16 protein-coding genes are annotated in these 18,818 nt (G+C 65.8%); 5 read left to right on the forward strand and 11 right to left on the reverse strand.

The annotated features are described in order from the left end of the window. Window positions 1-5 precede the first annotated feature (5 nt). The 3 genes from icd to aceB all read right to left on the reverse strand — a co-directional run bounded on the left by icd (window position 6) and on the right by aceB (window position 4,471). Window positions 6-1,337, reverse strand: coding sequence for an NADP-dependent isocitrate dehydrogenase (icd, locus tag VF651_05260; protein HEX7965105.1), 1,332 nt, complete (start codon window positions 1,335-1,337; stop codon window positions 6-8). 237 nt (window positions 1,338-1,574) lie between these two features. Next, window positions 1,575-2,864 carry an isocitrate lyase gene (gene aceA, locus VF651_05265; protein ID HEX7965106.1) on the reverse strand — a complete coding sequence of 430 codons (1,290 nt, stop codon included), beginning with the start codon at window positions 2,862-2,864 and terminating at the stop codon, window positions 1,575-1,577. A gap of 17 nt (window positions 2,865-2,881) precedes the next feature. After that, on the reverse strand, window positions 2,882-4,471 hold the full coding sequence (aceB, locus tag VF651_05270; protein HEX7965107.1) for a malate synthase A: 1,590 nt from the start codon (window positions 4,469-4,471) through the stop codon (window positions 2,882-2,884). A gap of 124 nt (window positions 4,472-4,595) precedes the next feature. On the opposite strand from aceB, the gene VF651_05275 reads away from it, so the two are divergent. Both VF651_05275 and VF651_05280 read left to right on the forward strand, forming a co-directional pair. Further along, on the forward strand, window positions 4,596-5,516 hold the full coding sequence (locus VF651_05275; GenBank protein HEX7965108.1) for a LysR family transcriptional regulator: 921 nt from the start codon (window positions 4,596-4,598) through the stop codon (window positions 5,514-5,516). Beyond that, window positions 5,513-6,046, forward strand: a complete 534-nt coding sequence (locus VF651_05280) for a pseudouridine synthase (protein HEX7965109.1) — start codon at window positions 5,513-5,515, stop codon at window positions 6,044-6,046. The genes VF651_05275 and VF651_05280 overlap by 4 nt, the downstream gene beginning before the upstream one ends. Window positions 6,047-6,184: 138 nt before the next feature. Here VF651_05280 and VF651_05285 read toward each other — a convergent pair whose 3' ends face one another. Next, window positions 6,185-7,537: a 3-deoxy-7-phosphoheptulonate synthase class II gene (locus VF651_05285; protein ID HEX7965110.1), complete on the reverse strand. Its 1,353-nt coding sequence runs from the start codon at window positions 7,535-7,537 to the stop codon at window positions 6,185-6,187. Window positions 7,538-7,731: 194 nt separating this feature from the next. On the opposite strand from VF651_05285, the gene VF651_05290 reads away from it, so the two are divergent. From VF651_05290 to VF651_05300, 3 genes are all read left to right on the forward strand, one after another. Further along, window positions 7,732-8,895 (forward strand): saccharopine dehydrogenase C-terminal domain-containing protein, encoded by a 1,164-nt coding sequence (locus tag VF651_05290; protein HEX7965111.1) that lies wholly within the window; start codon window positions 7,732-7,734, stop codon window positions 8,893-8,895. A gap of 18 nt (window positions 8,896-8,913) precedes the next feature. Then, window positions 8,914-10,446, forward strand: a complete 1,533-nt coding sequence (locus tag VF651_05295) for an aldehyde dehydrogenase family protein (GenBank protein HEX7965112.1) — start codon at window positions 8,914-8,916, stop codon at window positions 10,444-10,446. 75 nt (window positions 10,447-10,521) lie between these two features. Then, window positions 10,522-11,358, forward strand: a complete 837-nt coding sequence (locus VF651_05300) for an undecaprenyl-diphosphate phosphatase (protein HEX7965113.1) — start codon at window positions 10,522-10,524, stop codon at window positions 11,356-11,358. Window positions 11,359-11,492: 134 nt separating this feature from the next. Here the strand turns inward: VF651_05300 and VF651_05305 are convergent, their stop codons facing one another. From VF651_05305 to VF651_05335, 7 genes are all read right to left on the reverse strand, one after another. Beyond that, window positions 11,493-11,987 (reverse strand): DinB family protein, encoded by a 495-nt coding sequence (locus tag VF651_05305; protein HEX7965114.1) that lies wholly within the window; start codon window positions 11,985-11,987, stop codon window positions 11,493-11,495. After that, window positions 11,987-12,472 (reverse strand): asparaginase domain-containing protein, encoded by a 486-nt coding sequence (locus VF651_05310; protein ID HEX7965115.1) that lies wholly within the window; start codon window positions 12,470-12,472, stop codon window positions 11,987-11,989. The genes VF651_05305 and VF651_05310 overlap by 1 nt, the downstream gene beginning before the upstream one ends. Window positions 12,473-12,479: 7 nt before the next feature. Continuing rightward, on the reverse strand, window positions 12,480-14,735 hold the full coding sequence (locus VF651_05315; protein ID HEX7965116.1) for a patatin-like phospholipase family protein: 2,256 nt from the start codon (window positions 14,733-14,735) through the stop codon (window positions 12,480-12,482). A 122-nt stretch (window positions 14,736-14,857) separates the two neighbouring features. Next, window positions 14,858-15,799, reverse strand: a complete 942-nt coding sequence (locus VF651_05320; GenBank protein HEX7965117.1) for a DegV family protein — start codon at window positions 15,797-15,799, stop codon at window positions 14,858-14,860. A gap of 146 nt (window positions 15,800-15,945) precedes the next feature. Beyond that, complete coding sequence (mazG, locus tag VF651_05325) at window positions 15,946-16,728, reverse strand: nucleoside triphosphate pyrophosphohydrolase (protein ID HEX7965118.1); 783 nt, start codon at window positions 16,726-16,728, stop codon at window positions 15,946-15,948. Beyond that, a complete protein-coding gene (locus tag VF651_05330) occupies window positions 16,725-17,354 on the reverse strand; it encodes a CoA pyrophosphatase (GenBank protein ID HEX7965119.1) in 630 nt (209 codons plus the stop codon). Before VF651_05330 ends, mazG begins: the two co-directional genes overlap by 4 nt. A 38-nt stretch (window positions 17,355-17,392) precedes the next feature. Next, complete coding sequence (locus VF651_05335; protein ID HEX7965120.1) at window positions 17,393-18,787, reverse strand: class II fumarate hydratase; 1,395 nt, start codon at window positions 18,785-18,787, stop codon at window positions 17,393-17,395. Between the last annotated feature and the right edge of the window lie 31 nt (window positions 18,788-18,818).

Consider the following 18,818-nt stretch of genomic DNA (forward strand, 5'->3'; position numbering starts at 1 on the left):
CGTCCTCAGTCCATGTGCTCGATGATGGCATCGCCGAAGCCGGAGGTCCCCACGAGCTCGGCGCCGGGGATCAGGCTTTGCATCTTCTCCTCGACATTCTTGCGCGCCGCGATCTCGCGCTTGGGCACGCGGATGGCCTCGCGTAGCCGCGCCAGGTCATAGGTCATGATCTTGGCGGCGATGGTGCGGGCCATGCCGTGCATGATGCGGTCGGCCGCCTCGTTCCAGCCGAGGTAGCGCAGCATCATCTCGGCGGACAGGATCAGCGAGCCGGGGTTCACCCGGTCCTTGCCGGCGAAGCCCGGCGCGGTGCCGTGGGTGGCCTCGAAGACCGCGTAACCGTCGCCGATGTTGCCGCCCGGGGCGATGCCGATGCCGCCGACCTGGGCCGCCAGCGCATCGGAGATGTAGTCGCCGTTCAGGTTGAGGGTGGCGATCACGTCGTAATCCTCCGGCCGCATCAGGATCTGCTGCAGGAAGTTATCGGCGATCACGTCCTTGACCACGATATCGTTGCCGGTCTTGGGGTTCTTGAAGCTGCACCAGGGGCCGCCGTCGATGTCCACGGCGCCGAACTCCTCCTTCGCCACCAGGTATCCCCAGTTGCGGAAGGCGCCTTCCGTGAACTTCATGATGTTGCCCTTGTGCACCAGCGTCACCGACACGCGGTCGTTGTCGATGGCGTAGCGGATGGCCTTGCGCACCAGCCGCTGGGAACCTTCCTTCGAGACCGGCTTGATGCCGATGCCGGAACTGGAGGGGAAGCGGATGCCGCTCACGCCCATCTCGCGCTGCAGGAAGTCGATGACCTTATGCACCTCGGGTGTGCCGGCGGCCCACTCGATGCCGGCATAGATGTCCTCGGTGTTCTCGCGGAACACCACCATGTCGGTGAGCTCCGAGTCCTTCATGGGGGTGGACACGCCCGGGAAGTAGCGGATGGGGCGCACGCAGGCGTACAGGTCCATGGTCTGGCGCATCGCCACGTTGAGGGAGCGGAGGCCGCCGCCCACCGGCGTGCCGAGCGGGCCCTTGATGGACACGATGTACTCGCGCAGCGCCAGCAGGGTCTCGTCCGGCAGGTACTGGTCCTTGCCGTAGAGCTGCACCGCCTTCTCGCCGGCGTAGACCTCCATCCACTCGACCCGGCGCTTGCCGGCGTAGGACTTCCTGACCGCCGCATCCACCACCTTCTTCATCACCGGCGTCACGTCGATGCCGATGCCGTCACCCTCGATGAACGGGATGATGGGCTGGTCGGGGACGCTGGTGCTGGAATCCGGGTTGACGCGGATCGGCTCGCCGCCCGCGGGCGGCTTGATCTTGTCGAATTTCATGGCTGGGCCGTAGCCGGTACGCGGGAGCGCGTGGCAGGCAGTTTAGCACGCGGGTAACCGGCCTTATGACAAGGCACTGCTCAGAAAATACGCAAGCGACCGTGTGACACAGCAGTGGAAACGGGTGATGCAGGGATGCATCGCCAGGTTTAGGACCCCTACTTCACTGGAGAGCCGGCGAGTCCGGGCATGTACCGGACTCGCCGTTCCTGCGGACGCCCAGGATGGGCGTCCGCGTCAACCAGCCGCTTTGAACTGGGCTTCCTCGGTGGATCCGGTGAGGGCCGCCAGGGACGACTGCCCGTTGGCGATGGCCTGGGTCACAGCGTCGAAATAGCCGGTGCCCACCTCACGCTGGTGGCGCGTGGCGCTGTAGCCCTGGGCCTCGGCGGCGAACTCCGCCTGCTGCAGCTCCACGTACGCCGCCATCTGGCGTTCCCGGTAGTCGGCGGCGAGCTCGAACATGCCGTGGTTGAGGGAGTGGAAGCCCGCGAGGGTGATGAACTGGAACTTGTAGCCCATGGCGCCGAGCTCGCGCTGGAACTTCGCGATGGTGGCGTCGTCCAGATGCTTGCGCCAGTTGAAGGACGGCGAGCAGTTGTAGGCCAGGAGCTTGCCGGGATGGGCCTGATGCAGCGCCTCGGCGAAGCGCCGCGCCTGATCGAGATCCGGCTTGGAGGTCTCGCACCAGACCAAGTCCGCGTAGGGCGCGTAGGCGATGCCGCGGGCGATGGCCTGGTCCAGGCCGGGCTTGACGCCGAAGTAGCCCTCCACCGTGCGCTCCCCCGTCAGGAAATCCTTGTCGCGCGGGTCCACGTCGGAGGTGAGCAGTGCCGCCGCATCCGCGTCGGTGCGCGCCACGATCAGGGTGGGCACGTCCATGACGTCCGCCGCGAGGCGCGCCGCCACCAGCTTGCTCACCGCTTCCTGAGTCGGTACCAGCACCTTGCCGCCCATGTGGCCGCACTTCTTGGCGGCGGCGAGCTGGTCCTCGAAATGCACGCCGGCGGCGCCGGCCTCGATCATGGCCTTCATGAGCTCGAAGGCGTTCAGCACGCCGCCGAAGCCCGCCTCCGCGTCCGCCACGATGGGCGCGTACACGTCGTCGTGTTCCTGCCCTTCCGAGGTGAGGATCTGGTCCAGGCGCTGGAAGGCGTTGTTGATGCGACGCACCAGCGCCGGCACCGCGTCGGCGGGATACAGCGACTGGTCGGGGTACATCTGGCCGGCGGTGTTGGAGTCCGCCGCCACCTGCCAGCCGGAGCAGTAGATGGCCTTGAGGCCGGCCTTCACCTGCTGCATGGCCTGGTTCCCGGTGAGCGCGCCCAGCGCGTTCACGAAGTCCTCGGTGTGCAGGAGCCGCCACAGCTTCTCGGCGCCTCGGCGAGCCAGGGTGTGCTCGATGGCGATGCTGCCGCGCAGCTTCACCACCTCGGCGCCGCCGTAGCCGCGCTCCACGCTCTTCCAGCGCGGGTTGTCGCGCCAGTCACGTTCCAGTTGTTCTGACGTCTTGAGTGCGCTGGCCATGATGAATCCCTCCGGGTTCAGTCCAGATCGTGATATGCCACGCTGGTGAGGAACGGCTCCAGCCGCTCCGCGTGGGTCAGGTCCTTGAGCAGTCCCACCGCGCGGCGCAGGTGTGCGTGCTGCGCGGGAGGAGCCGAGTTGAGCAGGCGATCGCACTGCCGCTCGATGGTGTCGTCGATGAGCTTCGCGTCGAGAGCACTGCCGTCGTCGAGGCGCGTGTCGCCCCGGTGCAGCCATTGCCAGAGCTGCGTGCGGGATATCTCCGCTGTCGCGGCATCCTCCATGAGGTTATGGATGGGCACGCAGCCGTTGCCGCCGAGCCAGGCAGCCAGATAGAGGATGGAGACCTCCACGTTGTTGTCGAGGCCCTGACGGGTGATGCTGCCTTCCGGCACCGCGAGCAGGTCAGCTGCGCTGACCTGCACGTCCTCGCGCTTCCTGTCGAGCTGGTTCGGCCCCTTGAAGTGCTTGTCGAAGATCTGCAGGGCGATGGGCACCAGCGCCGGATGCGCGACCCAGGTACCGTCGTGGCCGTCTCCCGCCTCGCGTTCCTTGTCGGCACGTACCTTGGCGAGGGCCGCCTGGTTGGCCGCATCATCGTTCTTGATGGGGATCTGGGCCGCCATGCCACCCATGGCGAAGGCACCGCGCCGGTGGCAGGTCTTGATGAGCAGCTGCGAATAGGCGCGCATGCAGGGCGCGGTCATGGTCACCTGGCCGCGTTCCGGCAGCACCCGCGCCTTGCGTGCGTGCAGCTTCTTGATGAAGCTGAAGATGTAGTCCCAGCGTCCGCAGTTCAGCCCGACGATATGCTCGCGCAGGGCATAGAGGATCTCATCCATCTCGAAAGCCGCCGGCAGGGTCTCGATGAGCACGGTGACCTTGACGGTGCCGTAGGGCAGCTTGAGCGCCGCCTCGGCGCGGGTGATCACATCCTCCCAGAGGCCCGCCTCTTCCGAGGACTCCATCTTGGGCAGGTAGTAATAAGGACCTGTGCCGCGCGCCTTGAGAGCAGCCGCGTTGTTGAACAGGTACAGGCCGAAATCGAAGAGCGCCGCAGGCACGGGCTCGCCGTCCAGGAGTGCGTGCTTCTCCAGGAGATGCCAGCCGCGGGGCCGCACCACCAGCACCGCCGGCGTGCCGTTCACCTGGTACTGCTTGCCCTCCGGCGAGGTATACCCGATGGTGCCGCGTACCGCGTCCTTGAGGTTGACCTGCCCTTCCACAACGTTGCGCCAGGTGGGCGCGAGGGAATCCTCGAAGTCCGCCATGAACACCTTGGCGCCGGAGTTGAGCGCGTTGATGATCATCTTGCGCTCGGTGGGGCCGGTGATCTCCACGCGCCGGTCCGTGAGGTCCGCGGGCACGGGGCCCACGTGCCAGTCGGACTCGCGGACGGAGCGGGTGTCGGCCCGGAAATCCGGCAATTCGCCGGCATCGAAGCGCGCCTGGCGCGCCACGCGGGCGGCCAGCAGCTCCTTGAGGCGAGGATGGAAGCGGCGGCAGAGATCGGCGACGAAGGCCAGGGCTTCCGGGCTGAGGATCTCCGCGTCCCGAGTACCCCCACTACCCCTGATTTCGAGGCTGGCGGCGGGCTCTACGGGCATTTTACGGATGGCTGAATCCACTGTTTTACCCGGTGATTCGTGGCTTTTCATGACCTTATCCCCTCGCTTGCACATAAAGAAGACAATTGTTTCAATTTAATCCATTGGAAATCGCAATGATCCCATGACCGCACTGACCCGCCAGTACCAGCATAACCGTCACGCCCAACTGCGGGCTTTCTGCCTCGCCGTGCAACAAGGCAGCATCTCCAAGGCGGCGGAGAAGCTGGACCTCGCACAACCCACCGTCTCGCTGCAGATACAGGCACTGGAACAGGAGCTGGGTGAACTCCTGCTGGAGCGGCGCGGCCCCAAGATATCTCCGACTCCCGCGGGGCTCGCTTTATTCGAGTTGGCATTGCCCTTGGTGCAGGGGCTCGACACCCTGCCCCAGGCGCTCGCCGACAAGTTCGGCAAGCTGGACAGCGGCGAGATCAACATCGCCTGCGGCGAGTCGACATTACTGCATCTCCTGCCGCCATACGTTAGGGAATTCGCCCAGTCTTACCCCGGGATACACCTGAGACTGCACAACGTCACCGGCCGCAACGGTCTCGCCATGCTGCGGGCCGACGAGGTGGACTTCGCCGTGGGCTCCATGCTCGAAGTGCCGGATGACGTGATCTACCAGCCGCTGTTCAACTATGAGCCCATGCTCATCACCGCCATGGACCACCCGCTGGTGAAGCTGCCGAAGGTGACGCTGGCGGACATCGCGCCCTATGGCCTGATCCTGCCGCCACAGTTCCTCTCCACGCTGCGCCGGGTGAGCGAGGTGTTCCGCAAGCACGGCCTCGAGTACAAGGTGCGCCTGGAGGTGGGCGGCTGGGAGGTGATCAAGCGCTACGTGGAGGAAGGCCTCGGCATCTCCATCGTCACCAGCATCTGCCTGCGCCAGAGCTACCGACTGCGCGCGATCCCCATGAAGCAGTACTTCCCGGAGCGTACTTACGGTGTGGTGCAACGCCGCGGCAAGTTCATGACTCCCCAGGCCAAGCGCTTCATAGAGTCCCTGGAGAACCCGGCGGCACGGGCCGGCGCGTGATCGTGCTCTTCAACAAGCCCTATGGTGTGCTCTGCCAGTTCACGGGAGACCGCGCCACCCTGGCCGACTATATAGATGTGAAGGGCGTGTACCCGGCAGGCCGCCTGGATACGGACAGCGAGGGTCTCTTGGTGCTCACGGACGACGGCCGCCTGCAGAACCGCATCAGCCATCCGCATCACAAGCTCCCCAAGACCTATCTTGCCCAGGTGGAAGGTATCCCCGACGCGCAAGCACTGGACCGCCTGGCGAAAGGCGTGAAGCTCAACGATGGCCCCACCCTGCCTGCCCGCGCCCGGGCGGTGCCGCCGCCGGACTGGCTCTGGGAACGCACGCCGCCGATCCGTTTCCGCAAGCGCGTGGCGGATTCCTGGATCGAACTCACGCTCCGGGAAGGCCGCAACCGGCAAGTGCGGCGCATGACTGCCGTGGTAGGCCACCCGACTCTGCGGCTGATCCGCTGGTCGGTAGGAGACTGGAACCTGGAAGGACTCAAGCCCGGTGAGTACCGGCTCTTAGGCAAAAGCTGAAAGAAGTCTCAAAGCGTCGCGAGCGAAGGCAGGACTAGGCGCGCGAGGCGAGCAGGAGGGAGTGCGCTCTTGGTGTGCATGACCGACTGCGAGCCGAAGCGCAACAACGTCCTGCCGAGCGCAGCAGCTTTGAGACCGTCACTTCCGTTTGGTACGAGCCACGATGCGCATGGCCATCTCGAGAGCCTGTTCATAGTTGAGGCGCGGGTCCACCTGGGACTTATAGGCCCGCTCCAGGTCCGTCTCCGTGAGGCCACGGGCACCGCCGGTGCACTCGGTCACGTCGTCCCCAGTCAGCTCGAAGTGCACTCCGCCCAGGTGCGTGCCGCACTCCTCGTGCAGCGCGAAGGCGCTCTCGAGTTCCGCGAGGATGTTCTCGAAGCGGCGGGTCTTGAGCCCGTTCTTCGTTCCCTCGGTGTTGCCGTGCATGGGATCGCAGATCCACAGCACCTGGCGGCCGCTCCCGCGCACCGCCTCCAGGAGCGGCGGCAGCTTCTCGGCGATGTGCTTGGCGCCGAAGCGGTGGATGAAGGTGAGCCGGCCAGGCTCGTCATCCGGGTTCAGGGCATCCATGAGCTCCAGCAGGCCTTCGCCGGTCATGCCGGGACCCACCTTCACCGCCACAGGATTGGCGATGCCGCGGAAGTACTCCACGTGGGCGCCGCCGAGCTCTGCGGTGCGCATGCCGATCCAGGGGAAGTGGGTCGCGAGGTTGTACCAGCGGCCGGTCTCAGCCACGAACTGGGTCTGGGCCTGCTCGTACAGGAGGTGCAGGCCCTCGTGGCTGGTGAACAGGTCGATGCGGCCGCTCTCCGCCAGGGTCTGCCCGGAGATGGTCTCCATGAAGGTGAGCGAGTCCACGATGGCCTGCACGATGCGCCGGTACTCCGCCTCGAGGGGCGAGTTGCGCACGAAGTCCAGGTCCCAGTACTCCGGGTGGTGCAGGTCGGCGAAGCCGCCATCCACCATGGCGCGCACGTAGTTGAGGGTGAGCGCGGCGTGCTCGTAGCCCCTCAGCATGAGCTGCGGGTCCGGGGTGCGCTCCCTGAGGCTGAAGCCGGCGCGGTTGATGAGGTCGCCGCGGTAGCTCGGCAGCGTCAGGCCGTCGCGGGTCTCGGTATCGGTGGAGCGCGGCTTGGCGTACTGGCCGGCCAGGCGCCCTACGCGGATCACCCGCTTCTTGAGGCCGTGCACCAGCACCAGGCTCATCTGCAGGAGGATCTTTAATTTATTGGCGATAGGCTCGGCGGTGCAGTCGTCGAAGCTCTCGGCGCAGTCCCCGCCCTGCAGCATGAAGCGCTCGCCGCGCTGGGCCTCGGCCAGCTGCGCGCGCAGCTTGTCCACCTCGCCCCAGGTCACCAGCGGCGGCAGCCGGCGGATCTCCGCCAGCACGCGCTCGGCGGCCTCGGCGTCCGGGTACAGCGGCTGCTGGCCGGCGACGCGGTTGCGCCAACTGTCGGGCTGCCAGGGGTGGAGGAACTTGCGGTCCATATCGGGCCCGCCATGCTACACGCCGCCCGTGGCACGGGAAAGCGCGGGGTACGAAGGGCGCGCCGTTTGTGGCAAAATTACGCGCTTTTTAGCTGCCGTTCCCGTCCCTGCGCCCGCAGCGCGCGCCCAGGACCGCCGCGTAGGGTCGGCGTCCCGGGTTTTTCCGCAGAAAATCAGTTTAGGAGATTCGTCCCATGCATCGCGTGCTCGTCCTCGGCGCCGGCAAGATCGGTTCCCTGCTCTCCGGCCTCCTGGCCTCCTCCGGCGACTATGAGATCAGCCTCGCCGATGCCAACGGCAAGGCCGCCGAGTCCGTGGCTGCCAGCCACAAGCAGGCCGGCATCGCCATCAAGGCCTTCCAGGTGGATGCCTCCAACAAGGCCGCCCTCGAAGCCCACCTCAAGTCCCATCCGGCGGACGCGGTGATCTCCAGCCTGCCCTACTTCTGCAACCCGCCGGTGGCAGAGGTCGCGCGCAAGCTCGACATGCACTACTTCGACCTCACCGAGGACGTCGAAGTGACCCGTGCCGTGACCAAGACCGCCCAGGGCGCCAAGACCACCTTCGCTCCGCAGTGCGGCCTCGCCCCCGGCTTCATCAGCATCGCCGCCAACGAGCTCATGCGCCACTTCGACGAGATCCACGACGTGAAGCTGCGCGTCGGCGCGCTGCCCCAGAACCCGGGCAACATGACCAAGTATTCGCTGACTTGGTCATCCGATGGCGTCATCAACGAGTACGGCAACACCTGCTACGGCATCGTCAACGGCAAGGAAGCGGCGCTGATGCCGCTCGAGGGGCTGGAGACCATCCAGCTCGAGGGCAAGCTGTACGAGGCCTTCAACACCTCCGGCGGTCTGGGCTCCCTGGCCGAGACCTACGCCGGCAAGGTGCGCAACATGACCTACAAGACCATGCGCTACCCCGGCCACTGCGAGGTGATGCGCCTCTTGATGAACGACCTGGGGATGAACCAGGACCGCGACACCCTGAAGCGCATCCTGGAGCGCGCGGTGCCGCGCACTGTGCAGGACGTGGTGCTCATCTACGTGTCCGTGAGCGGACTGCAACACGGCAAGTTCATGGAGGAGAGCTACTCGAACGCGGTTTACCCGCAGGAGATCGCCGGCCACCTGTGGTCCGCGATCCAGGTGACCACCAGCGCCGGCATCGCCGCGGTGGTCGACTTGGTGCTGAAGGAGCCGGCCAAGTACCAGGGCCTGGTGATGCAGGAGCGATTCAGCCTCACCGATGTGCTCAACAACCGCTTCGGCAAGGCTTACGCCCAGGCCGAGACCGCGGAACTCTCGGCGCGCAAGGTGCGCACCGGCGAAGCCGCCAAGCAGTTCGTGGCCTGAGCCAGGAGTCAGATACACATGGCCGACATCAGCAAGATCCTTTCCAACCTGGGGCTGACCCAGGACAACGTGGGCACCTGGACTTCTACCGGCGGCTGGCGCAAGAGCGCCGGTGGCAAGGTGATCGAGTCCATCAACCCGGCGACCGGCTTGGGTCTAGCCAAGGTGCACTGCGCTACCGAGGCGGACTATGAGCAGGTGATCAAGGACTCGGAGGCCGCCTACAAGCTCTGGCGCGAAGTGCCGGCGCCGAAGCGTGGCGAAGCCGTACGCCTCATGGGCGAGGAGCTGCGCAAGCACAAGGACGACCTGGGCAGCTTGGTGTCCCTGGAGATGGGCAAGATCAAAGCCGAGGGCGACGGTGAAGTGCAGGAGATGATCGACATCGCCGACTTCGCCGTAGGCCAGTCGCGCATGCTCTACGGCCGCACCATGCACTCCGAGCGGGTGCGTCACCGCATGTCCGAGCAATGGCATCCCATCGGCGTAGTGGGCGTGATCTCGGCCTTCAACTTCCCGGTGGCGGTGTGGTCCTGGAACGCCTTCATCGCCGCCATCTGCGGCGACACCACGGTGTGGAAGCCTTCGCCCCGCACCCCGCTCTGCGCCATCGCGGTGCAGAACATCTGCAACAAGGTGCTGGAGAAGCACGGCCTGCCGGCCATCTTCAGCATGTTCATAGACGGCGACAACCGCTTGGCGGAACGCTTCGTGAAGGACGAGCGCGTGGCGCTGGTGTCCTTCACCGGTTCCACCGCCATCGGCCGCAAGGTTGGCGAGATGGTCGCCAACCGCATGGGCAAGTCCCTGCTGGAACTGGGCGGCAACAACGCCATCGTGGTGGACGAGACCGCCGACCTGAAGCTGGTGATTCCGGCGGTGGTGTTCGGCTCGGTCGGCACCGCCGGCCAGCGCTGCACCACCACCCGCCGGCTCATCGTGCACGAGTCGCTGGTGGAGGCCCTCACCCAGAAACTGGTGGCGGCCTACAAGCAGGTGCGCATCGGCGACCCGCTGGACCCCCAAACCCTGATGGGCCCCCTCTGCAGCCAGGACGCGGTGAACCGCTACCAGGCGGCGATCGAAGCCGTTGGCAAGGCCGGTGGCCAGGTGCTGACCGGCGGCAAGAAGCTCGACCGCCCCGGCTTCTTCGTGGAGCCCACCATCGTGCGCGCCGACAACGCGTGGGACATCGTCAAGAGCGAGACCTTCGCGCCCATCCTCTACGTCATGTCCTTCAAGACGCTGGACGAGGCCATCCGCATGCATAACGACGTGCCGCAGGGCCTGTCCTCGGCGATCTTCACCACCAGCGTGAAGAACGCCGAGTACTTCCTGTCCGCGGTGGGCAGCGATTGCGGCATCGCCAACGTCAACATCGGCACCTCCGGCGCCGAGATCGGCGGCGCCTTCGGCGGCGAGAAGGAGACCGGCGGCGGCCGCGAATCCGGCTCCGACGCCTGGAAGCAGTACATGCGCCGCCAGACCAACACCCTGAACTGGTCCGACTCCCTGCCGCTGGCGCAGGGGATTAAGTTCGATATCGGTTGATACCGGTCACGCCGGGTGGTATGAATTGGACGCCGCGCAACGCGCGGCGTCTTTTTATATGTAAAGGATGCCCGCGTGCTCTACCTGGACCTGCTGCTGCTCGCCATCCTGCAGGGCATCAGCGAGCTCTTCCCCATCAGCAGCCTCGGCCACAGCGTGCTGGTGCCGGCCATGCTGCACTGGCCCATCGACCGCGATGCGCCCTGGTTCCTGCCTTACATCGTCGTGCTGCACCTCGGCACTGCGGCCGCGCTGTTCCTGTACTTCTGGAAGGACTGGTTCGCGCTGCTGGGAGGCACGCTGAAGGCCCGCGGCCACGTCCGCGACCCGCAGGCGCGGCTGTTCTGGCTGCTGGTATGCGGCACCCTGCCCGCCGGCATCCTGGGCCTGCTGCTGGAGCACAAGGTGCGGGAGTTCTTCGGCGGCTTCGCCGTCGCCGCCGCCTTCCTCGTGGTCAATGGCGTGATCCTGCTGCTGGGTGACCGCCTCAAGCACCGCGGCGGCTCCTCCACGCCCGAGTCCCTGAGCTGGGGCAAGGCGGTGTTCGTGGGCTGCGCCCAGGCGCTGGCGCTCATCCCCGGCATCTCACGCTCCGGCGCCACGCTGGTGGCGGGCATCCTGTCGGGGCTCGACTACGCCGCCTCGGCCCGCTTCTCGTTCCTGCTGGCGACACCCATCATCGGCGCCGCCGGTCTCTTGGAGATCCCCAAACTGTTGCACCAGCATGAGACCCTGCCGGAAGGCCTGCTGCTGGTGATCCTGTTTGGCGGCCTGCTCTCGGGCGTGTTCGCGTGGCTCAGCACGTGGTTTCTCATGCGGTGGTTCAGATCGCATGAATTGATGGCATTGCGGCCGTTTGGAATCTATTGCTTGGTGGCTGGCGGTCTAGCGTTGCTGACGCTGTTCATCTGAATCCACCGCATCCATCCCTGGCGCCGTCCAGTCTCGGCATCCTGCCTCGCCGTGCGGCGCATGCGCCGCACCCCTTCGGAATCTATTGCCTGATAGCAGGCGGTTTAGCGCTGCTGACGTTGGCATTCTGAAGCTCAAGCCGTCAGGTAATAAGGCAGATCGAGCACCGGGCTCTCGAGCCCCAGGCGGGTGATGACTGCCGTCACCTGGCCCCGGTGGTGAGTGGCGTGGTTGAAGGCATGGGCGAGCTGCAGGCAGAGGGGGTACTCGCGCCGGTGGCCTTCCGTGTCGAGATAGGCGTTCGGCGATTCCAGCCGGGTATCGTCCAGCTTCTCCACCAGCCCCTTCAGCGTCTCGGCTGCCTGGCGCATCTCCTCTGCCAGGCGTCCCCGCTCCTTCACCAGCTCCTGGTCCAGGCTGCTGATGGCGAAGGGCTGGCCCGTGAGGCGGCCTTTCCAGAGCAGGTCCACCAACAGCAGGTGGTTGAGCGTGCGGTGCACGCTGCGGAAGAACAGCCCCTGGTCGCCGTGGTAGTCGGCATCGCTCATGGGCTGCAAGGACTCCAGCAGGCGGCTGCCGGCCCAGATGTGGTAACCCGCCAGGACCCGGAAATACTCGTGCTGCTTCATCAAGTCTCCTCGAAACGGTTCTTGTCGCGGTTCTTGCGCACTTTGCGCGCATCGAACACCCGGCCGCTCATGAAGAGATAGACGCCGGGAGGCAGCGCCTGGGCCGCTGCCACCGCGCCGCCGATGTTGAAGATCGCGTCGCTGCCGCGGAAGCGCGCGGGGTTCAGGGAACCGGTGAGCACGATGGTCTTGCCCGGTATGCCCTGCAGTGCCGCCGCGGTCTCGGTCATGGTGTCGGTGCCGTGGGTGATGAGCACGCGCGTGGCCTCGTCACCCAGTACCGCCTTGCGGATGAGTTCGCGGTCCGCGTCGGTGAGGTCGAGGCTGTCCTTGCGCATCAACGACGTCATCTCGAAGGGGAAGGTCACGCCCATCTCACGCAGGATCTCGCCGATCTGCGGCTCGCCCACCTCGTACTCGCTCTTGGCGTCGAAATAGATCTTGTCGATCGTGCCGCCGGTGGTGAAGATGCGCAGCTTTTCCATGGTGGACTCAGTTGCCGAACGAGGGCGCCAGGGTGGTGCCGTTGATGGGGATACCAAGATACAGGAAGAAGACGCGCTGCCCCGACTCGCCGGCACCGACGCCGAAATACAGGGGACCCGCCACGGTGTCGGCGCCGAGCATCACCGCCGCGCCGTAACGCATGCCGGCCTCGCCGACGACGTTGGTGTGGCCCCAGACGTTACCCGCATCCACCCCGAACCCGAGGTAGAAACCGCGGCCGAGGCCCGTAGGGAGCTGGCCGGCTCGCCAGGCGTAGATGGCGTGGGCGTCGAACACCCGGTCGCCCCGCAGTTGTCCCTGCCGCTCGCCCGCCAGCGACAGGAAGCCGCCGAGCTGGAACTGGGCGTACAGCGGCATCGCGCTGCCGAGGTTGCTGCCCGCCTCCGCCATGAGCAGCAGCGAGCCGTCCCGGAGGCCGTAGGCATGGCCCAGGGTTGCACCCACCTTGCTGTAGCTGACCTCTCCACCCAGCGAGCGGCGCGGCAGGTAGCCCGTCACCAGCGCATATGAACCGCTGGAGGGGAAGCTCGCATTGTCGAAGCTGTCGTAGCTGGCGCTGAAGTGCGGGCCCACCAGGGTCTCGTGGAAGTCGGGCAGCGCGGCACGGTCGCCGATGCGTGGCTGTGAGGTCACCCGGCCGTAGATCAGCCCTACCCGCGCCTCGCCCAGGTCCGCGGCATTGAGGCCGAGATCGAGGCCGGCACGCGGGAACACGGTGCTGTATTCAGCGATACGGTCTTGCCCCTGGAACAGGTCGAAGGTCTCGTTCAGGTATTGGGCATTGGGCGCCACGAACACGCGGCCACGGTAGTCCATGGGCTGGTAGAGCTCGGTGTAGTAGAGCCGGGTCTTGCCCACCTCGAACTGGTTGCGCCACTCGGCGCCCAGGCTGTCTATCTCTGAGACGGTATAGCTCGCCAGGAGCTGATACGTGCTGTCACCCTCGAAGTCATCCGCGATGTGGATGCCGAACTGCAGGTAGTTGGGACGCCACTCCTTGGGCTCCACCAGGAGCCGAATGCCGGTGCGGCCGTCGTGGTGCTGCAGTACCGCGTCCACCCGCTGGAAATAACCCAGGTCATAGAGCCGGCGCAGGCCGTTGTTGATGGCCTGCTGGTTCCAGTCGTCGCCCGGACGCACGCCGAAGCGGGCGCGGATCAGCTCCGGCGAGATGGAACCGTTGCCGCTCACTTCCACGAAGTCCACCTTCTGCGGCTGTTCCGGCGACTTGCGGTACTGCTTGCGGTACTCCGCATAGTCCGCGTCCGGGAGCATGAGGTCGGTACGTTGCGACAGCGCCGCGTAGGCCTGCTTCTGCCCCAGCTTGATCGCCTCACCCATGCGTTGGAAGTCGGTGGGCCCGATGTCGCCCAGGTCCGGCTCGATCAACATGTCCTGGGTGCCGAGCGTGGCGATGGAATCCTTCACGTTCTGGTTGCCGTACAGCTTGAGCACCTGCAGCGACACGGTGAACACGTCGGTCAGCTCGTCGCCCTTGGAGAGCTGGGTGATGATGTCCACGGCGATCACCACGTCCGCGCCCATCTTGCGCGCCACGTCCACCGGCAGGTTGCGCGAGAGGCCGCCGTCCACCAATGGATGGTCGTCGATGCGCACCGGCGGGTACAGGCCCGGCACCGACATGCTGGCGTGGACCGCATCGGCCAGGCTGCCGTGGTCCAGCACCACCATGTTGCCGTTGGTGATGTCGGTGGCCACGGCGCGGAACGGGATCGGCAGCTTATCGAAGTCCATGTCCGGCTTGAGCGCGAGCGTGAGCACGTTGAGGATCCGGCCCGGCGCGTTGCCGTTGACGATGCCCTGCGGGAAGAAGTACTTGTCCGCTGCGTAGCCGAACTCGACCCTGAGCAGGTACTTGAGCTCGTCCTGCTTGTCCTTGTAGCTCAGGCGGCTGCGCGGCGGGGCGTTCGCCATGTCCGCCTGCAAGGCAGGCCGGTTCATCTGCGACTCCAGGTCCTGGGACGACATGCCGGCGGCATAGAGGCCGCCGATGATGCCGCCCATGCTGGTGCCGGCGATGCAGTCGATGGGGATGTGCAGCTTCTCCATCGCCTCGATCACGCCCACATGCGCGGCGCCGCGGGCGCCCCCGCCGCTCAACACCAGGCAGATCTTGGGACGATGGGCGGAAGCGTTGGGGGCATCGGCCTCATCGGCGCGGGCCTGGGCCATGCCGATGAGCAGCGGCAGCATGAGCGCTGAGATCAGGAGTGCCCGCATGTGAGGACCGCCGTTGAGATGCAGGCATTTTACCGAACGACACGGGGCCGGTGTAGCGAACGCTGTGTTAAATGAAAAGGCCGCTCGATGAGCGGCCTTTAAATGCGGACGAGAGGCGATGCTTACTTGGCGGCGTACGCCAAGCTGAACGCCCCCGGCCCGACATGGATGCCCGCCACGGTGCTCATCACGGACAGCAGCGTCTCCACCTTGTGGGCGTGGGCGACCTTCACGAACTCGTCGTAACCCGGGAAGGCCTTCACGTCCTCGGGGTTGCCGGCGTAGCTCATGCACACCACCTTGGTGAGCAGGCCCTTCTCGATGGCCTGGGTGGCGATGGCGAACAGGCGCTTCATGGCACCGTCGAAGCCGCGCACCGTCTCCACCGCCTCGGTCTCGCCGCGGTAGGCCTTGAGGATGGGTTTGATGTCCAGCATGGTGCCCATCTGGTACTTGAACCAGCCCACGCTTTTGTCACCCTTCTGGTGGGCGCGGGAACGCACGTAATAGAGGTCTTGGGGCACGAGGTAGGCGTGCACGTCCTGGGAGAAGCTCTCCACGTGCTGGCGCAGGCGGTCGAAGGCCACCTCGGCCTGGCCGCCCTGCAGGAGGCGCAGGGCCTCGTACACCACCACGCCTTGGCCGGTGAACAGGGTCTTGCTGTCCAGCACGCGCAAGGCGAACTGTTCCTCCATGCCGGCAGCGCGGCGGCGCTCCTTGTAGCCGGACAGGATCATGAAGGAAGCCTTGGTGGCGTTCTCGAACACCGGGCTGCGGCTGCTGGAGACCGTGATCACCAGCACGCGGTCGTACTTGAGCACCAACTGGTCCAGGAACCAGTCCTTGATCGCCTTCACCGAGAGCGGTGCGGTGGTGATCTCGAGTTCCTTCTCCGCCACGTAGCGGCGGTAGAACTCCATGGTCTGGTCGGGGTCACGCACGTCCTTGAAGGTCATGGTGCCGAACTGCATGTTGATGGGCATGATCTCGAGGCCGTTCTGCTCGATGAAGCTGCGCGGCAAGTCGCAGGCGGCGTCGACGACGATTCCGATCTTCTGAGGCATTGTTATGGCTCCCAATCGTCCTGGTGGTCCCGCCCGCCCATGCTTGGGCCCCGTCACCCTCGGGAAGGACCATTTAACTTATATATCACCCAACGATAGCACAGGCAGGCCCGCTTTTCCCAACAGCCATGCGGGGTTGCAGGGCTCTAGAGTCCTTCGCGCTTGGCTTCGTCCCAATAATGGTCCATCTCCTCCAGGCTCACTTCCTCCGGGTGCTTGCCCTGCTCCGCGAGCCGAGCCTCCATGTGGCGGAAGCGCCGCTCGAACTTGCGGTTGGTGCCGCGCAGGGCCTGCTCCGGGTCCACGCCGAGCTTGCGCGCCATGTTCGCCACCGCGAACAGCACGTCACCCAGCTCATCCTCGAGCCGCGCCTTGGGCGCCTGTTGGACCAGCTCCTGTTCCAGTTCCGTGAGCTCCTCCCGCACCTTGGCGAACACGGGGCCAAGCTCGCCCCAGTCGAAGCCCACCCGTGCGGCCCGCTTCTGCAGCTTCTCGGCCCGGGTCAGGGCCGGCATGCCGGCGGGCACGCCATCAAGCACGCCGGTCTGCTGCTTGGCGGCCCGCTCGTGGACCTTGCGCGCCTCCCAGTCCCGGGTCTGGGCCTCAGCGTCAGCGACCTGCGCCGTCCCGAAGACATGCGGATGTCGCTGCGTGAGCTTATCGCCGACACCGGCGGCCACATCCTCGAAACTGAACAGGCCCGCCTCCTCCGCCATGCGCGCGTGGTACACCACCTGCAGCAAGAGGTCTCCCAGCTCTTCATGGAGCGCCGTGAGGTCCTGCCGTTCGATGGCATCCGCCACCTCGTAAGCCTCTTCCACGGTGTAGGGCGCGATGGTCTTGAAGGTCTGCTGGCGGTCCCAGGGGCATCCCGTCTCAGGGTCCCGCAGCCGCGCCATGATCTCGAGCAGGCGCTGCGTCTGTTTCATGCGTCCTCCGTCTTGAGCGTATCCAGGAAGTTCACCAGCATGGCGGCGGTGGCGCCCCAGATGGTGTGCTGCCCGTATTCGAAGAGATAGAAACCTACCTGCTCGCCCCCCACCTCCCGGGTCTGCACCTGGCGGTTGCCGATGTCTGCCAGGAACGCGAGGGGCACCTCGAACACTTCCGCCACCTCCAGGGGATCCGGTGCCAGGGTGAAGCCGGGCCGCACCAAGCCCACCACTGGGGTCACCGCGTAACCACTGATGGTGAGGTAGCCCCGGAGGTAACCCACCACCTCCACATACTCATGACCCAATCCGATCTCTTCGCGGGTCTCCCGCAGGGCGGTGGCCACCGGGTCCAGGTCCTGGGGTTCCCGGCCACCCCCGGGGAAGCTCACTTGGCCGCCGTGATCCTGGAGACGATCGGTGCGGCGTGTGAGGAGGACGGTAGGCCCTTCCGGGTGGATGACTAAAGGCAGGAGCACCGAGGCGGGCCGCCAGGGCTGCTTGGGCAGGAAACCGGGCGGCAGGTCCCCGAGTACCCGCCGTGGCGAGAAGTCTTCGGGGACCAGGCTGCCGGCGAAACGGCGGCGGATGAATTCGGGGAAATTTCCGCCTTTTAATTCCATTTTATCAATGAGTTAAAGATAGTCTTAAAAGTAAATTCTTATTCCTTGATGCCGCCCTTGGTGAGTTCTGCCGGATCCAGGAGCTCCTTCAAGCGGGCTTCCGGGAGGTCCGTCATCTCCTTGGCCACATCGAGGATGGGACGGCGCTGCTTATAGGCCTGCTTGGCGATGGCGGCGCCCTTCTCGTAGCCGATGACCATGTTGAGGGCGGTCACCAGGATGGGATTCTTGTCCAGAGCCTCCTGCAGGCGCTCCTGGTTCACGGTGAAGCCCTTGATGGAATCGTCCGCCAGGGCCCGGGCCACGTTCGCAAGGAGTTCGATGCTCTCCAGGAGGTTGCGGGCGATGACCGGCAGCATCACGTTGAGCTGGAAGTTGCCGGACTGCCCGGCCACGGTGATGCAGGCGTCGTTGCCGATGACCTGGGCCGCCACCATGGCGGTGGCCTCCGGGATCACCGGATTCACCTTGCCGGGCATGATGCTGGAGCCCGGCTGCAGTGCCGGCAGCGCGACCTCACCCAGGCCCGCTAGGGGACCGCTGTTCATCCAGCGCAGGTCGTTGGCGATCTTCATGAGGCTCACGGCTACGGTCTTGAGCTGGCCCGAGAGCTCCACGGCCGCGTCCTGGGAGCTCAGGGACTCGAAATAGTTGGGGCTGGGCTTGAACGCGACACCGGTGCGCTTGGCGAGCTCGGTGGCGATGCGCTGGCCGAACTCCGGATGGGCGTTGATTCCGGTGCCGACCGCCGTGCCGCCCTGGGCGAGTGCGGTCAGGCGCGGCGCCGCGGCCTCCACGCGCGCCATGCCGTTGCGGACCTGCATGGCCCAGCCGGAGAGTTCCTGCCCCAGAGTCACGGGCATCGCATCCATGAGGTGGGTGCGGCCGGTCTTCACGACCTTGGCGGTCTCCCTGGACTTGGCTTCGATGGTCTCGGCCAGGTACTTGAGCGCCGGCAGCAGCTTCTCCTTCACCTCCAGCGCCGCGCTCACGTGGATGGCGGTCGGGATCACGTCGTTGCTGCTCTGGCCCATGTTCACGTGGTCGTTCGGGTGCACCTTGGTGGATTCGCCGGACTTGGCGCTGGCGAGGTGGGCGATGACCTCGTTGGCGTTCATGTTGGTGCTGGTCCCGGAGCCGGTCTGGAACACGTCGAGGGGGAAGTGGCGGTCATGCCTGCCTTCCGCCACTTCTTGCGCGGCGGCCTCGATGGCCTGGCCCCGGGCTTTGTCGAGCACGCCGAGTGCCAGGTTCACCGTGGCAGCAGAGCCTTTGATGAGTCCCAGTGCGCGGATGAAGGCGCGCGGCATGGGCCGGCCGCTGATGGTGAAGTTGTCCACGGCCCGCTGGGTCTGGGCGCCCCACAGGGCGTCAGCCGGGACCTTGATCTCGCCCATGCTGTCGCGTTCGATCCGGAAGGACTTGTCAGACATCTCCGCTCCTCAAGAATCCAAATAAGGAAAG

It is taken from the genome of Gammaproteobacteria bacterium (genome assembly GCA_036383255.1).
Classification (GTDB): domain Bacteria; phylum Pseudomonadota; class Gammaproteobacteria; order Natronospirales; family REEB76; genus DASUBN01.

Bases quoted from the DNA above. Each gene is read 5' to 3' on its own strand.
- icd (HEX7965105.1), bottom strand. From the start codon at position 1,337: ATGAAATTCGACAAGATCAAGCCGCCCGCGGGCGGCGAGCCGATCCGC.
- aceA (HEX7965106.1), bottom strand. From the start codon at position 2,864: ATGGCCAGCGCACTCAAGACGTCAGAACAACTGGAACGTGACTGGCGC.
- aceB (HEX7965107.1), bottom strand. From the start codon at position 4,471: ATGCCCGTAGAGCCCGCCGCCAGCCTCGAAATCAGGGGTAGTGGGGGT.
- VF651_05275 (HEX7965108.1), top strand. From the start codon at position 4,596: ATGACCGCACTGACCCGCCAGTACCAGCATAACCGTCACGCCCAACTG.
- VF651_05285 (HEX7965110.1), bottom strand. From the start codon at position 7,537: ATGGACCGCAAGTTCCTCCACCCCTGGCAGCCCGACAGTTGGCGCAAC.
- VF651_05290 (HEX7965111.1), top strand. From the start codon at position 7,732: ATGCATCGCGTGCTCGTCCTCGGCGCCGGCAAGATCGGTTCCCTGCTC.
- VF651_05295 (HEX7965112.1), top strand. From the start codon at position 8,914: ATGGCCGACATCAGCAAGATCCTTTCCAACCTGGGGCTGACCCAGGAC.
- VF651_05305 (HEX7965114.1), bottom strand. From the start codon at position 11,987: ATGAAGCAGCACGAGTATTTCCGGGTCCTGGCGGGTTACCACATCTGG.
- VF651_05310 (HEX7965115.1), bottom strand. From the start codon at position 12,472: ATGGAAAAGCTGCGCATCTTCACCACCGGCGGCACGATCGACAAGATC.
- VF651_05315 (HEX7965116.1), bottom strand. From the start codon at position 14,735: ATGCGGGCACTCCTGATCTCAGCGCTCATGCTGCCGCTGCTCATCGGC.
- VF651_05320 (HEX7965117.1), bottom strand. From the start codon at position 15,799: ATGCCTCAGAAGATCGGAATCGTCGTCGACGCCGCCTGCGACTTGCCG.
- mazG (HEX7965118.1), bottom strand. From the start codon at position 16,728: ATGAAACAGACGCAGCGCCTGCTCGAGATCATGGCGCGGCTGCGGGAC.
- VF651_05330 (HEX7965119.1), bottom strand. From the start codon at position 17,354: ATGGAATTAAAAGGCGGAAATTTCCCCGAATTCATCCGCCGCCGTTTC.
- VF651_05335 (HEX7965120.1), bottom strand. From the start codon at position 18,787: ATGTCTGACAAGTCCTTCCGGATCGAACGCGACAGCATGGGCGAGATC.